The organism is Pseudomonas sp. W2I6 (assembly GCF_030815935.1).
Lineage (GTDB): Bacteria > Pseudomonadota > Gammaproteobacteria > Pseudomonadales > Pseudomonadaceae > Aquipseudomonas.
In genome coordinates, this window is record NZ_JAUSXJ010000001.1 from 2,740,931 (window position 1) to 2,755,143 (window position 14,213).

Sequence of the window (14,213 nt, forward strand, 5' to 3'; positions counted from 1 at the left end):
TCAGCGCCCTACCAGGTAGAGGGTGGGGAACAACACAATCCAGATCCCATCGACCAAGTGCCAATACAGGCTGATCATTTCCAGCCGCGTGTCGGCCTGATGCACCGCCAGCGTGCCGCGTCCCAGCGAACGGTACAGCCACAGCGCCAGGCCGACGGCGACCAGCACATGCACGCCGTGCAGCGCCGTGGCGATGAAATACAGGTTCATGAACAATTGCGCCGAGGGTACTTGCCAGTGCGACGCCTGGGCGAAACCGGGCAACACACCCTCTTGAATCTCCAAGCCATACTCAATGCCCTTGCAGCCCAGGAACAACACACCCAACAGTGCAGCGCCGAGCAGCCAGTGACGCACCCGGCGCGGCTCACCGGCGGCTATCGCCAGGGTCATCAGCAAGCTGCTGGTCAACAGCAGGAACGTATTGCCGGCCGCCAGCCAGTAATGCAGCCCTGCCACCGCCTCCGCCACCCCGTCCGGGTGCTGCAACCGCAGCAACCAGGCGACCATGATCAGACTGCCGAACATCATTGCTTCGCTGGCCAGGAACAGCCACATGCCCAGGCGTGCGGCGTCGCGCTGTTGGGCCCAGGCCACGAACGGCTCGGCGGGTTTTTCGTCAGAGCGGATCACGACGCGCCTCGGGCGAATAGTCGTACGCTTCGAAATCCACCGTCACTGGCGCTTCGAAATTATGCACCGGCGGCGGTGACGCCACGCGCCACTCAAGCCCGGCAGCCTCCCAGGGATTGATGGGCGCCCGCTCGCCCCAACGCAGCGAGCCCAGCAGGTAAAAAAACGGCAGCACGTAGGCCACGGCCAGGATCGACGCGCCGGCCGAGGACAACACATTGAGGAACTGAAAGTCCGGGTCATAGCTGTGATAACGCCTGGGCATGCCAAGGTAGCCGAGCAAAAACTGCGGGAAAAACGTCAGGTTGAAGCCGCAGAAAATCAGGATCGCGGTGATCTTGCCCCACAGCTGCGAGTACAGCCGACCAGTGATTTTCGGCCACCAGAAATGCAGCGCGCCAAAGTACCCAGCCACCGCCGCGCCGACCATGATGTAGTGGAAATGCGCGACCACGAAATAGGTGTCGTGCGCGTGCAGATCCGCGGCTAACAAGGCGAGGAACAGCCCGGTGACGCCACCGACGATGAACAAGCCGATGAACGTCAGGGCGAACAGGAACGGCGCGTGCAGCGTCAGGTCGCTTTTGTACAGCGTGGCGCTCCAGTTATAGGCCTTGATCGCCGACGGTATCGACACCAGAAAACTCAACAGCGAGAACACCAGGCTGGCGTACATCGACTGCCCGGCCACAAACATGTGATGGCCCCACACCAGAAAGCCGATGACCGCAATCGCCACGCTCGACCAGGCGACAAAGCGATAACCGAAAATACGCTTGTGCCCCGCCGCCGTGATCAGTTCGCTGACCACGCCCATGGCCGGCAAAATCATGATGTACACCGCCGGGTGGCTGTAGAACCAGAACAGGTGCTGGAAGAGCAGCGGGTCTCCGCCCAGTTTCGGGTCGAACACGCCAATATTGAACAGGTGCTCGGCGGCCACCAGCACCAGCGTGATCGCCAGCACCGGCGTGGCCAGCACCAGGATGATTGAGGTGGCATACATCGACCAGATAAACAGCGGCAGGCGCATCCAGGTCATGCCCGGCGCGCGCAAGGTATGCACGGTGGCGATGATATTGACGCCGGTGAAGATCGACGAAAACCCGGCGATAAACACCCCGCAAATCACCGCGACCACATGACCGTTGCTGAACATCGTCGACAACGGCGTGTAGAAGGTCCAGCCGGTGTCGACCCCGCCCAGCAGCAGCGCGAGCAAGGTGAACAAACCACCGCCCAGCAGCAGGTACCAACTGAACAGGTTCAGGCGCGGAAACGCCATGTCTTTGGCCCCGATCATGATCGGCACGAGGAAGTTGCCGAACACGCTGGGAATCGAGGGGATCAGGAAAAACCAGACCATGATCACGCCGTGCAGGGTAAACGCACGGTTGTAGCCATCGGCGGTAAGCAAATCGCCTTCCGGGGTCACCAGTTCGATGCGGATCAGGCTCGCCGCCAGCCCGCCGGCAAAGAAAAAGAAGGTCACGGTGAGCATGTACAGTACCGCGATGCGCTTGTGGTCGCGGGTCAGGAACCACGAGCGCAGGCCTTGTTCATGCAGGTAGCTGGGTGGGCTCATTTGGGATCTCCAGGCAGTGTGCTCAGATAGGCCACCAGACGCTGCACGGCCTCTTCGTCCAGCAGGTTGCTGTAGGTCGGCATGATCGGCAGGTAGCCGGCCACCAGTTGTTTTTGCGGCAACAGGATACTGTCGCGCAGGTAGGCTTCATCAGCCTTCACCTGGCTCCCATCGGCCAGCTGTACCGTGCGATTGAACACCCCGGCCAGCGGCGGCGCGTTACCCGAGTCATGGCAACTGCCGCAGCCGTATTGGCGGTACAGGGTTTCGCCCTGGCTGGCGAGGTCGGCGGCGCTGCCGTTTTCGGTCAGCCAGTGTTCGTAGTCGGCGGGGTCCAGCACCACCAGGCGCGCCAGCATGGCCGCATGGTCGGTGCCGCAGTATTCGGCGCAGTACACCTCGTAGGTGCCGCTGTGCTCGGCCTGGAACCACAGCATGCTGTAGCGCCCTGGCAGCACGTCCTGCTTGATACGCAGGCTGGGGAAAAAGAGGCTGTGGATCACGTCCTCGGAAATCATCGTCAATTTCACTGGGCGCCGGGCCGGCACGTGCAAGGTGTTGATCTCGCGCTGGCCGCCCTGGTGCTGGAATTTCCACATCCATTGCCGGGCGGTGACCTGCACTTCCAGCGCGTCATCCGGCGGCGTACGCGCGATGAAAAACAACCGCGCGGAAAACAGGAAGACCACCAGCGAGCCAATGAACGGCAGGATGATCCAGGCCAGTTCAATGGGCAGGTTGCTTTGCGGGCGGTGGTCACGGTCTGCTACGCGGCCGCGTCGATAGCGCCAGATAAACATCCACAGCGCCACGAAGACCGGCACCACAAACAGCGCCATCATGGCGGTGAAGCCAATCACCAGCCAATCCACCGAGACCGCATAATCCGAGGCTTGCGCCGGCCACAGGCGCAGGAATTGTTCGTTCATGGCGCCCTCCGGCGTTCGCGGCGCACAGCAACGCCGATAAACAGGCCCAGCACCAGCACCGTTGCGACGCCGGCGACCTGGAGCAGTAAGATAATCCGGCTGCTATAGGTGCCGCTTTGGGGGTCGTAGTGGTAGCACAGCAACAACAGCTGCTCCTTGATTGCGCCGAGCTTGCCCTGCCCGGCTTCGGTGAGCGCCAGGCGCAGGTCGCTGGCCTGGTAGCCCAGGCCATAGAGCCAGCGCGACAAGCGTCCGTCAGCGGTGACCACCGCCACCGCCGAACTGTGGGCGTATTGTTGTTGCTGCGGATCGAAGCGGTAACCGAACCCGATCGAGTCGGCCAGGGTCTGGCTGGCAGCCGCGTCGCCGGTCAGCAGGTGCAGGCCGGGCGCGTTGGCCAATGCCGGCCAGTGCTGGCTGAGCTTGGCCAGTTCTTCGCGGGCGGCGCCCACGTCCTCACGCGGGTCGAAGCTGAAGGCGATGACCTGGAAGTCCCGTCCCAGGCGGTAAGGCTGGTTGGCCAGTTGGCTGAACAAGGTCGAGAGCGCCGCACCACACACATTCGGGCAGCGGAAGTACAACGGCACCAGCAGCGTCGGCTGGCCGTTGAGCAAATCGCCCAGGCGCACCGAGCCGCCGTGCTGATCGGTAAAGCGCGTGTCCAGGGCCAGGTGCCTGCCCACGCGACTGCTGTCGATGCCAGCGGCGGTAAACGGATCGAAGCCCTGGGCCATGACCGGTTGCAACACCAGGCACGCCAGCAGCGCCAGTACGGGTTTAATGCCCACGGCCATCGTCCTCTGGTGCGGGCCAGCCTCGCTCCAGCATCAACTGCCGAGCGTGCGCCAAGGGCAGATGCACGATGTGATGCTCGCGGTCGACCCAGCCAAAGCTGTCCAGGTGCACGCGCTGGCGGGCGAGTTGTGCTTCGCCGGCCTGCCTGGGGTTGGCTTGCAAGCGCGGCTCGGGCGGCAGCAGACGCTGGCTTTCCAGTTCGCTCAAGGGCACCTGTTGCGCATGCTGGCGATAGCTACTCAACAGCCAGGCCACGCCACCCAATGCCAGCGCAACCGCCATGAACAACAGCAGGAACACACGCCGGGCTTTTTTGCCGTCAAAATTGTTGGGTTGGTAATCAGGTGTCATGGCGCCTCCTTTGCCATTGCCGACGCCACCACATGAACAGGCCCGCCGCGTAGACCCCCTGGCAAAGCACGGCGGTCAGCAAGGCGCCAGCGCCTGCTTCAGGGAAAATCGACGGCAGGCTGATCCAGACAGACTCCAGCGCCCCCAACAGCAGGATCGCCACGCAGCCTCCCATCAACACCCACATCCGCGCGCCCCACGGCGACGCGAGCACCAGCAGACACGCCAGTTGCCCAAGCATCAACAACGCGGTCAACACGCCCCACAACCCGGCTTCCCGCAGGCGATACCAGAGCGTTTCATGATCCAGGTTCACCGACCAGATAATCAGGTACTGCATGAAGTGCACATACACCCAAAACCCCAAGGCACTTACCAACAGGCCACGCAATACGACGCACTGTCGGGCCGGCAACAGAACCACGTTCCAGCACATCGCACAAAGCCCGGCAAACGCCAGGCCATCGAGTAAGTGCCGGGCAATCAACAACAGGCCGAAAATGCTGGAGACAAATCCCGGCTGCAGCGACATCAGCCAGTCCACCGCCGCCAGGCTGGCCGTCAACCCGTAGAGGATCAGCCCCGCGGCGTTGTGCCGACCGGCCCAGCGCAGCACCCGCCAAGCCAGCCCGGCATACAGCAAGGTGCGCAGCGCAAAAAACCACGGTGACAACCAGAGTCCGCGAAAACCCTGGGTCTCCTGGCTGTACCACGGGTACACCCACGCCATTGCCAGCAGCACCGGCAGCAGCATCGGCACCATCAGGATCACCGCGCTCGCGCCCAGGCGGCTGCCCGGTTCCAGCAGCGGTTGCCAGCGCCCGCTGATCAGGGGCGTCAGCACGGCAAGCAGCACGCAGCCCAGCACGATGCTGGTGCCATTCACCGCCGCCGCCAGGGCGCCCGCGCCAACCCAGGCCGGCTGCCACAGGCCAAACAGCGCGAGCCCGAGGGCTGTGATGGCGACAAGCAGTGGCAGACGTTTCATTGCGTGTGCGCCCCGAACGCCTGGCGCAGCGGCTCCGGCAGGCTGTCGAGGTCGGCATGCTGACTCAATTGCAACACGCGCAGATGGGCGACGATGGCCCAGCGTTCCTGCGGCTGGATGCGCGATTCGTAGCCATACATCAAGCCTTGCCCATGGGCGATGACCTGCATCAGTTGGTCATCGGTTGCGTTCAACAGCCGTGGCTCGATGAATGACGGCGGCGCCGGAAAACCGCGATCGACCACCAAGCCGTCGCCGAGCCCGCTCAGGCCATGGCAGGGTGTACAAAAGGTTTGATAACCAGCCTCGCCCCGGGCAAGCAATGCCGCACTCAGCGCCGGGCGGCTCTGCACGCTCGCCTCGCGCTGCAATTGCCCACGCGCGACACTGCCCGCCGGCGGCTGGCGGCTGCTGATGCCATCGGCGAACAGCGCACCCGCGCGCTGCTCCAGCACCTTGGCCTGGCGCGACATGTCATCACAGCCACTGCACAGCAACGCCAGGCAGAGCGCCCACGGCCAGCGACTCACGGTTGCACCGCCTGCACGCTGAGCGCGTGTTCGGCCAGCCAGGCACGGGTGTTTTCAAGGTCGAACAGTGGGTCACGCGCGTCGATAAACAGGAAGAACCCGTCATCACTGGCGGCGTCGAACCCTTCTACCGCGAATAACGGATGGTGCAGGCGTGGCAGGCGGATGCACATCAACCAGGTCAGCACCGCCGCCGCGCCAGCAAACACCACCGCGAACAAGAACGTCACCACCCACAGCTGCGGCAACGCAATCAACGGACGCCCGCCAACGCTCAGCGGATAGGCCCACACCGAGCCGATCTGCATCAACAGTGCCAGCCCGGCGCCCACTGCATCGCCGACACACGCCATGCGGGGCACGCGGTTGGCCCTGGCCGCCAATATCGGCTCCAATGCTTCCAGGGCAAATGGCGCAAATGCGTCAAGCCGCCGATAGCCCAGGTCCCAGGCGCGCAACCCCGCCTCCACCAGCGGTTGGGGTGCGGAAAAACGCGCGAGCAGCCCCAGGCAGTCAACCATCGCCACGCTCCTGATGCAGCGCCTGCTTGACCTCGAACGCCGAGACCATCGGCAGGTAGCGCAGGAACAGGCTGTAGGGCACCAGAAACACGCCAAAGCTGCCGATAAACAGCGACCAGTCCCACAGCGTCGGCGAATAGTCGCCCCAACTTGACACCAGTAGGTCGCGGGTCTGCGGCGGAATCAGCAACATGAAGCGTTCGGCCCACATGCCCACCAGCACTGCCAGCGCGACCAGGGCCAGGCGCCTCGATTGCTGTCGCACCTGGCGCCACCACAGCGCCTGAAGTACGCCGACATTGCAGACAATCGCCAGCCAGAAACTCCAGGCATGCGGGCCGCTGATCCGCGTGAGCAGCACCTCGATTTCATGTGCATCGCCGCTGTAGAACGGCATGAACAGATCCGCCAGGTAACCGTAGGCCGTCAGCCAACCGGTGGCCAACAGCAAGCGGCCGAGCATGTCCAGATGGCGCTGGGTAATCAGGCTTTCGATGCACAGCGTCCAGCGCACGCCAATCGCCAGCAACGCCACCAGCGCAAACCCGGAAAACACCGCGCCAGCGACGAAATACGCCGGAAACAATGTGGAATGCCAGCCGCTCTGGGGGCCCATGGTCATCAGGAACGAGTAACCGCTGGAGACCGCAAACACCAGCGGTATTGCCAGGATCGCCAGCACCCGCGTGGTGCGTCGCCATAACGCCCAGTGCCTTTGCGAACCGCGCCAACCGAGCGCGAGCAGGCCATACAGAACTTGCCGCAGCGGCGTCCTGGCGCGGTCACGGGCGGTAGCGAAATCCGGTATGGCGCCCACCAGCAGGAATAACACCGACACCGTGAGGTACGACAGGATCGCAAACATGTCCCACGCGGTGGGGCTCTTGAATTGCGGCCACAGCCCCATTTCATTCGGGTACGGCATGGTCCAGTAGAACAGCCAGGGCCGACCCAGGTGCAGGATCGGGTACAGCGCGGCGCAGATCACCGCCATCAGCGTCATCAATTCGGCCAGGCGATTGAGGGTATGCCGCCAAGGCCGTTCGATCAGCAGCAATAACGCCGAAATAAACGTGCCGGCGTGGCCGATGCCCAACCACCAGATGTAATTGAGAATGCCGAACCCCCACAGCACCGGCTGGTTATTGCCCCACATGCCCACACCCTTGGCCAACAACACCGCGACCGAGCCCAGGTAGACCAGCAACAGCACGACGCCGACGCCAAACAACCAGCGCCAGGCCACACGCCGTGGGAACTGTTGCAGCGGCCCGAACACCTGGCGCGACACCTGCTGGTCACTCAGGTCTTTCGGCAAGAAATGCGCGGTGTCGTGCAGCAACGGCTCAGTGCTCATCGGCGGCGCCCTCCTCTTCGATCCGCGCCAGGTAACTGGTGCGCGGTCGCGTGCCGAGGGCTTCGAGCAGGCGGTAATGGCGTGGGTCCCGGCGTGCCTTGCTGACGGCGCTCGCCGGGTCGGCGATGTCACCAAAACGGATGGCCTGGCTGGGGCACGTTTGCTGGCAGGCGGTGACCACGCCGGAAGGGTCGAAGTCAGCGCCTTGCTGCTTGTCGTCAATTCGCGCACTGCTGATGCGCTGGATGCAGTAGGTACATTTTTCCATGACGCCTCGGGCGCGCACTGTCACCTCGGGGTTGCGCTGGGCCTGGAGTGACGGCGCCGCATCAGCGCTGTAGTCGAGCCAATTGAAGCGACGGACTTTGTACGGGCAATAGGAGGCACACGTGCGCGTGCCGATGCAGCGGTTGTAGACCATCTGATTCAAACCATCGCGACTGTGTACCGTGGCATTGACCGGGCAGCCTGTTTCGCAGGGCGCCTGTTCGCAATGCATGCACGGCAACGGCTGGAAACGTGAGCGCGGTGCCTCCAGCGGGCCCTGGTAGTAGTGATCGATGCGCAGCCAGTGCAGGCTGCGGCCTTGGGCAACCTGGTCGGCGCCGACCACGGCGATGTTGTTCTCGGCCTGGCAGGCGACGACACAGGCGTTGCAACCGGTGCACAGGTCCAGGTCAATGACCATGCCCCATTGCGGGCCGCTGTCGGCGGCCGGGCTGTAGAGCGACACCTGAATCGATTGGGTGGGCAGTTGCGGCGCATCGCGCGCGACTACGCGGATGGGCGGGTCTTCATCGCCGGGAAGGTGGTGATGGGCCTGCGTGGCGGCCAACCGATAACGCTCGCCCGTGGCACGCAGGGTCGCGCCGACGGAAAGCTGTTCGAGCGGCCTGACGGCGTAGCCGAGGTGGTTACCGACACGCCCGGCGCGGGTTCGGCCATAACCGGTGTACAGGGCGATGACCTCGTCGGCCTGCCCCGGCTCGATCCACACGGGCCCGCGCACAGTCTGGTTGGCCAGGGTTACTTCAACGCCGTCACCATTGCCAAGGCCCAACTGCTCCGCCTGGCGCGGCGAAAGCCCGATCACGTTGCTCCAGGTGAGGGTACTGATCGGCTTGGGCAGTTCTTGCAGCCACCCGCAATTGGCGAAACGCCCGTCCCATACCGTCGGGTCCGGGCGGATGACCGCCTGCAGGCCGTCGATATCGGTCAATGCGAGGGTTGCTGCTGGCGCGTCGGCGACTTCTATGGGCGGCGCAGCCGGTTCGATCCAGCCGTCCGCCAACGCCTGGCGCCATTGAGCCTCGGGGATAGGCGCCCACGTGGCGCGGACTAATTGCAGGGCATCCACCTCGGCAGCGTTGAGCAGCATGTCGACCACCTGATGCAGCGTACGGGTCGCGTACATCGGTTCGATCAGCGGCTGCACAATGCAGGCGCTACCATCCGCCGCGCGGGCGTCACTCCAGCCATCCAGCGCATGGTTGAGGGGCAGGTGCCAGTGGCATTGCGCGGCGCTTTCGTCGTAATAGAGCCCCGCGTGCAGGCGGAACGGCACCTGCTGCAGCTCGCGCGCAAGCTGTGAAGTCTGCAGCGGGTTGCAATCCAGCATGAGCAAGTGAGTCACGCGCCCCGCTGTCAGCGCGCGATTCAGTTGATCCAGCGAATCCCAACGGCGTTGCGGCGCATAACCCAGCAGGCTCGGCACCTGCCAGTCCGGATGGCCGAGACGCTGGTTCAGGTGCATGACCTGCGCCTGCAGCGCCTCAGGCGCCTGAGGGCTGACGCCGATGAACCCTCGGCCTGGATGCGCCTTGAGCGCGGCGGCGGCCGCGTCAACCCAATGCTGCTGCGCTGCCGTCAAGCGCGGCGTGGCCGAAAGCGTTTCGCCCAAGGCTTGGCTCAAGGCCAGCAACAGGTCCGGCAGGCGTGATGGCGCAATCGGCAGGCGTGCCGTGGCGGCGGCGCCAGTGAGGGTTGGAATGCTTTCAGCCACGAACGCCAATGCGCCGCCCTCGCCTTTGGCCGCCCGCCGCCGCCGCTCGGCCCAGCCGCGCTGCAACGCCGTCTGGCGGGGACCGCTGCCCAACGGATCGTATTCCAGGCACACCAGCACGTCAGCCTGTTCCAAGTGCACGCGCGGGCTCAGCGGCTGGCCGAACACCCGTTCGCTGCTGTGCAGGGCGACGGTCTCGTTGAATGCCTCAGCGTGGTACAGCCTCGCCTCGGGCCAGCGTTCTTGCAGTTGATCGAGCTGTCGCCCGAGGGTCTGCGAACTGCTGGCGCCGCAGGCAACGTGCAGGCCTTTGCCGTGGACGCCATCCAGCGCCTGTTGCATGCCCGACAGTGCCGCAAGCACGTGCGACCAGCTGGTTTCGCGGCCTTTGAAGCGCGGCGCCTGGGAGCGGTCGGGGTCATAGAGTTGCAGGATCGCCGCCTGGGTGAACGCGTCACAGGTGCCGCCGGACATCGGGTGTTCGGGGTTGCCTTCCAGCTTGATCGGGCGCCCGGCGACAGTCTTGCCCAACACCGGCTGAGCGACGCCGCAAAAGGGTATGGCGGTGGCATACCAGGCGGCGACACCCGGTGTCAGTGAAACCGGCTGGTTAACCGCCGTCACGGCCTGTTCCGGGGTTTTGCCGCACGCGGCCAGCCCGGCCATGGCGAGGCTGGCGGCCATCAGTTGCAGGAAGCTGCGGCGGTCCATCAACGGTGCCGCCCCCGGAAACTCCGCTCCCATCAATGCCTGGGCCTCGGGAGACGCCGCCAGGGCCTCAAGCCCGCGCCAATAGGCTTGGCCCTTGAGCCCGGCCAGCTGGCCGCGCAAAGCGGCAAAATCCAGTGGCGCGCTCATCGGTGGCATGTCCCGCAGTCGGTCAAACCCCTGGTATCCATAGGGTGCGCTTTCATCAGCCGCTCACCCAGCGCGCGGTGATCCTCGTCGGTGCGCCATTGCATATTGGTCGCCTGATCCACCGGCCGCAGGTGCGGTGCCGGGTCGCGGTGACAGGCCAGGCACTGGCCCATATTCAGCGGCTGGGCCTTGAACGTCAGTTGCATACGGTCGACCTGGCCGTGGCATTCGCTACAGCCAACACCGGCGTTTACATGTACGCCGTGATGGAAGTACACGTAATCCGGCAGCTCGACCACGCGCTGCCAGTGCAACGGCTCATGCTCGCGCAGGCTCTTGCGCAACGGCGCCAGCACGTCGGCGTTTTTCCAGACCTGGGAATGACAGCTCATACAGGTTTCGGTGGGCGGCAGGCTGGCCATGGCCGAGGACTGCACCGCGCTGTGGCAGTAGCGACAGTCGATCTTCAGCTCGCCCGCGTGGTGGGCATGACTGAAGGGCAAGGGCTGTTCGACCACCCAATTACGCCCGGTGCGGTAGTCGCTGCTCTCCAGGGTCAATGCCACAAGCAAGCCTCCCGAGACGCCGACGATTAGCAGCAGCAATCCCACGCGCAACCAGGTGTCGGCCGAGCGCCTGAAAATCTGCGTCATCGCCGGATTCTCATGTCCATGTCCTTACAGCTAGGGCTGCGCGGGTGCGCAGGAGTTCGTTATTTTTGTGATCGGCGCGGGCGGTCTATTTTTTCGGGCGTGCAAGCAAAACGCTGGCCAGTACCTGCTTGGCGGTCTGCACAATTACCCCGGCCTCATCCGGATCGCCCTGAAGCAATGTGGAAGCGAGTTTCTTCGCCTGCTCCAGCTTGATATGCGGTGGCAGCGGCGGCACGTTGGGGTCGGTCTTGAACTCGATCAACACCGGCACATCCGAGGCGAGCGCTTGCTCCCAGGCCGACGCGACGTCTTCTTCGCGCTCGACGAAAATGCCCTTGAGCCCCAGCGAGATCGCAAACAGGTGGTAAGGCACGTCGGGAATGTTCTGCGAAGCCTCGAACTTGGGGTCGCCTTCCATCACCCGTTGCTCCCAGGTGACCTGATTCAAGTCCTCGTTGTTGAAGACTGCGCAAATCCATTTCGGGCTCTGCCACTGCCGCCAGTATTTGGCGACGGTGATCAACTCGGCCATGTTGTTCATTTGCATCGCGCCATCGCCCACCAGCGCGATCACCGTTTGCTGCGGATGGGCGAATTTGGCCGCGATCGCATAGGGCACGGCGGCGCCCATCGACGCCAGGCCGCCGGACAGCGAACACTGCATGCCTCGGCGGATCTTCAGGTCACGCGCATACCAGTTGGCGCAGGAGCCGGAGTCGCTGGTGATAATCGCGTGATCGGGCAAGCGCGGCGAAAGTTCGTACACCACGCGCTGCGGGTTGATCGGCTTGGCTTTGGCCAGGGCGCGTTTCTCCAGGGTTTTCTCCCAGCTTGCGCGCCAGCCTTCGACCTTTCTGCGCCAGCTACGCGTGGTCTTGTGTTCCAGCAGCGGCAGCAGTGCGGATAGGGTTTCGGCCGCATCGCCGAGCAGGTTCACCTCCATCGGGTAGCGCAGGCTCAGCATGTCGGGTTGCAGGTCAATCTGCACGCCGCGCGCCTGGCCTTCCTTGGGCAGGAATTCGGAATAGGGAAAACCCGAGCCGATCATCAACAAGGTGTCGCATTCGGTCATCAACCTGTAGCTGGGTTCGGTGCCGAGCAGGCCGATGCTGCCGGTCACCCACGGCAAGTCATCGGGCAACACCGCCTTGCCGAGCAACGCCTTGGCGACGCCTGCGCCCAATGCTTCGGCCACGGCGATCACCTGATCAGTCGCCGCCAGTGCCCCGGCGCCGACCAGAATCGCAACTTTTTTGCCGGCATTGAGTACATCAGCCGCGCGTTGCAGGTCGGCGTCATAGGGCACGACCTTGGGTTTGCTGTAGCCCACTCCGGAATGCACCGTGCCATGGGCCCTGGCGGGAGGCTCGTAGGCAGCTTCCTGCAAGTCGTTGGGCAAAATGATCGCAGTGACCCGACGCTCGCCGACGGCGGTGCGTACCGCACGGTCAATCAGATGGCGCACCTGCGACGGCACCGAGGCCTGTTGCACAAAGGCGCCGGCCACGTCCTTGAACATCGAGACCAGGTCCAGCTCTTGCTGGTAATGGCCGCCCAGCGCCGCCCGGGCTTGTTGCCCGACAATGGCCAGCACCGGCATGTGGTCCATACGCGCGTCATACAGTCCAGTGATCAAATGCGACGCACCCGGCCCGGAGGTGGCAATGCATACCCCAAGCTCGCCAGTAAATTTAGCGTGGGCCGAAGCCATGAACGCGGCCATTTCTTCGTGACGGGCCTGGATGAACTCTATCTTGCCGTTAGCGCGACTCAAGGCACCAAACACGCCGTTGATGCCGTCACCCGGATAACCAAAAATCCGCGTGACGCCCCACTGAGCAAGCCGTTCAACCAGAAAGTCACCTACTGTCGTTGTCATTGGAACCCTCGCTTAAAGCAGGTCGAATGGAAACCGGCGCAACACGTTGCGCCGGCCATGCGTCAGAGAATCGGTTTACCGCCCGTCACGCCGTAGCGTTCGCCGGAGATGTAACTGCCCTCATCGGATGCCAGCAGTACATAAATCGGCGCCACTTCGACCGGTTGGCCTGGGCGACCCAGGGGCGTACTGCTGCCGAAGTTCTTCACCGACTCTTCAGGCATCGTCGACACAATCAAAGGCGTCCAGATCGGCCCGGGCGCGACGCTGTTGACGCGGATCCCGCGCTTGCCGAGCAACTGCGCCAGGCCTGCCGTGAAGTTGGCGATGGCGCCCTTGGTGGCCGCGTAACACAACAGGGTTGGGTTGGGCGCATCGGAGTTCACCGAGCTGGTGTTAATGATCGAACTGCCCTCGGCCATATGGGGCAGCGCGGCCTTGCAGATCCGAAACATGGCGGTGACGTTGACGTCGAAAGTCTTCACCCATTCCTCGTCAGAAATTTCCTCCAGGGTTTCGTAGGTCATCTGAAAGGCTGCGTTGTTGACCAGAATGTCGATGCGGCCGAAGGCTTCTACCGTGTCATTCACGATGGCCGCGCAGTGCGGCTGGCGGCTCAAATCACCCGGCAAAAGCACGCACTGGCGGCCGGCCGCTTCGACCCAGCGCGCGGTTTCCTTTGCGTCCTCGTGCTCGTCAAGATAAGAGATCGCCACGTCCGCACCCTCACGTGCGAAGGCAATGGCGACGGCTCGGCCGATGCCGCTGTCGGCGCCGGTGATCAAGGCTATTTTGTTCGCCAGACGGCCCGAACCCTTATAGGTTTTTTCACCACAATCGGGTTGCGGGTCCATCCGGTATTGCGCGCCGGGCACCGCTTGCTGTTGGGGTTTGAACGGTGGTTTTGGGTAGTTGCTCATCGGAGGTCCTCCTTCGTTTGCCTATTCTTGCGAGGACTCACCGCAGGCAATAGTTCAGACGAAATTGCAAAATCCGGATTAGCGTTGCGGTGGTGAGGTACCACCCGTCGATCTGAATAAACCTTCCGCAAGGTTTGCGCCTCAACCGAATAACAGGGATTATCGTGCGATCTAAAAACGTCTGTGCTGGCCAGTTTTTAGGCTATATTTCG

13 protein-coding genes are annotated in these 14,213 nt (G+C 63.5%); all 13 read right to left on the minus strand.

The features are described 5' to 3' along the window. The 13 genes from QF039_RS12925 to QF039_RS12985 all read right to left on the minus strand — a co-directional run bounded on the left by QF039_RS12925 (position 1) and on the right by QF039_RS12985 (position 14,001). Entirely contained in the window at positions 1-633 is a 633-nt protein-coding gene (locus QF039_RS12925; protein ID WP_307419019.1) for a cytochrome c oxidase subunit 3, read from the minus strand. Beyond that, on the minus strand, positions 620-2,218 hold the full coding sequence (locus tag QF039_RS12930; RefSeq protein ID WP_058821828.1) for a cbb3-type cytochrome c oxidase subunit I: 1,599 nt from the start codon (positions 2,216-2,218) through the stop codon (positions 620-622). The genes QF039_RS12925 and QF039_RS12930 overlap by 14 nt, the downstream gene beginning before the upstream one ends. Beyond that, positions 2,215-3,147 (minus strand): cytochrome c oxidase subunit II, encoded by a 933-nt coding sequence (coxB, locus tag QF039_RS12935; protein ID WP_307518629.1) that lies wholly within the window; start codon positions 3,145-3,147, stop codon positions 2,215-2,217. The genes QF039_RS12930 and coxB overlap by 4 nt, the downstream gene beginning before the upstream one ends. Continuing rightward, entirely contained in the window at positions 3,144-3,935 is a 792-nt protein-coding gene (locus tag QF039_RS12940) for an SCO family protein (RefSeq protein ID WP_307518631.1), read from the minus strand. The genes coxB and QF039_RS12940 overlap by 4 nt, the downstream gene beginning before the upstream one ends. Continuing rightward, positions 3,925-4,293: a hypothetical protein gene (locus QF039_RS12945; RefSeq protein ID WP_307518633.1), complete on the minus strand. Its 369-nt coding sequence runs from the start codon at positions 4,291-4,293 to the stop codon at positions 3,925-3,927. The genes QF039_RS12940 and QF039_RS12945 overlap by 11 nt, the downstream gene beginning before the upstream one ends. Next, positions 4,283-5,281 (minus strand): hypothetical protein, encoded by a 999-nt coding sequence (locus QF039_RS12950; protein WP_307518635.1) that lies wholly within the window; start codon positions 5,279-5,281, stop codon positions 4,283-4,285. Before QF039_RS12950 ends, QF039_RS12945 begins: the two co-directional genes overlap by 11 nt. Then, positions 5,278-5,811: a cytochrome c gene (locus QF039_RS12955; RefSeq protein WP_307518637.1), complete on the minus strand. Its 534-nt coding sequence runs from the start codon at positions 5,809-5,811 to the stop codon at positions 5,278-5,280. The genes QF039_RS12950 and QF039_RS12955 overlap by 4 nt, the downstream gene beginning before the upstream one ends. After that, positions 5,808-6,332, minus strand: coding sequence for a DUF3341 domain-containing protein (locus QF039_RS12960; RefSeq protein ID WP_307518639.1), 525 nt, complete (start codon positions 6,330-6,332; stop codon positions 5,808-5,810). The genes QF039_RS12955 and QF039_RS12960 overlap by 4 nt, the downstream gene beginning before the upstream one ends. Beyond that, positions 6,325-7,689, minus strand: coding sequence for an NrfD/PsrC family molybdoenzyme membrane anchor subunit (gene nrfD, locus QF039_RS12965; RefSeq protein WP_307518641.1), 1,365 nt, complete (start codon positions 7,687-7,689; stop codon positions 6,325-6,327). The genes QF039_RS12960 and nrfD overlap by 8 nt, the downstream gene beginning before the upstream one ends. Next, a complete protein-coding gene (locus QF039_RS12970; RefSeq protein WP_307518643.1) occupies positions 7,679-10,549 on the minus strand; it encodes a TAT-variant-translocated molybdopterin oxidoreductase in 2,871 nt (956 codons plus the stop codon). The genes nrfD and QF039_RS12970 overlap by 11 nt, the downstream gene beginning before the upstream one ends. Continuing rightward, positions 10,546-11,202 (minus strand): cytochrome c3 family protein, encoded by a 657-nt coding sequence (locus tag QF039_RS12975; RefSeq protein WP_307518645.1) that lies wholly within the window; start codon positions 11,200-11,202, stop codon positions 10,546-10,548. The genes QF039_RS12970 and QF039_RS12975 overlap by 4 nt, the downstream gene beginning before the upstream one ends. Before the next feature lie 85 nt (positions 11,203-11,287). Further along, positions 11,288-13,081: a thiamine pyrophosphate-requiring protein gene (locus tag QF039_RS12980; RefSeq protein WP_058821838.1), complete on the minus strand. Its 1,794-nt coding sequence runs from the start codon at positions 13,079-13,081 to the stop codon at positions 11,288-11,290. 62 nt (positions 13,082-13,143) lie between these two features. Continuing rightward, a complete protein-coding gene (locus QF039_RS12985) occupies positions 13,144-14,001 on the minus strand; it encodes an SDR family oxidoreductase (RefSeq protein WP_307518649.1) in 858 nt (285 codons plus the stop codon). Between the last annotated feature and the right edge of the window lie 212 nt (positions 14,002-14,213).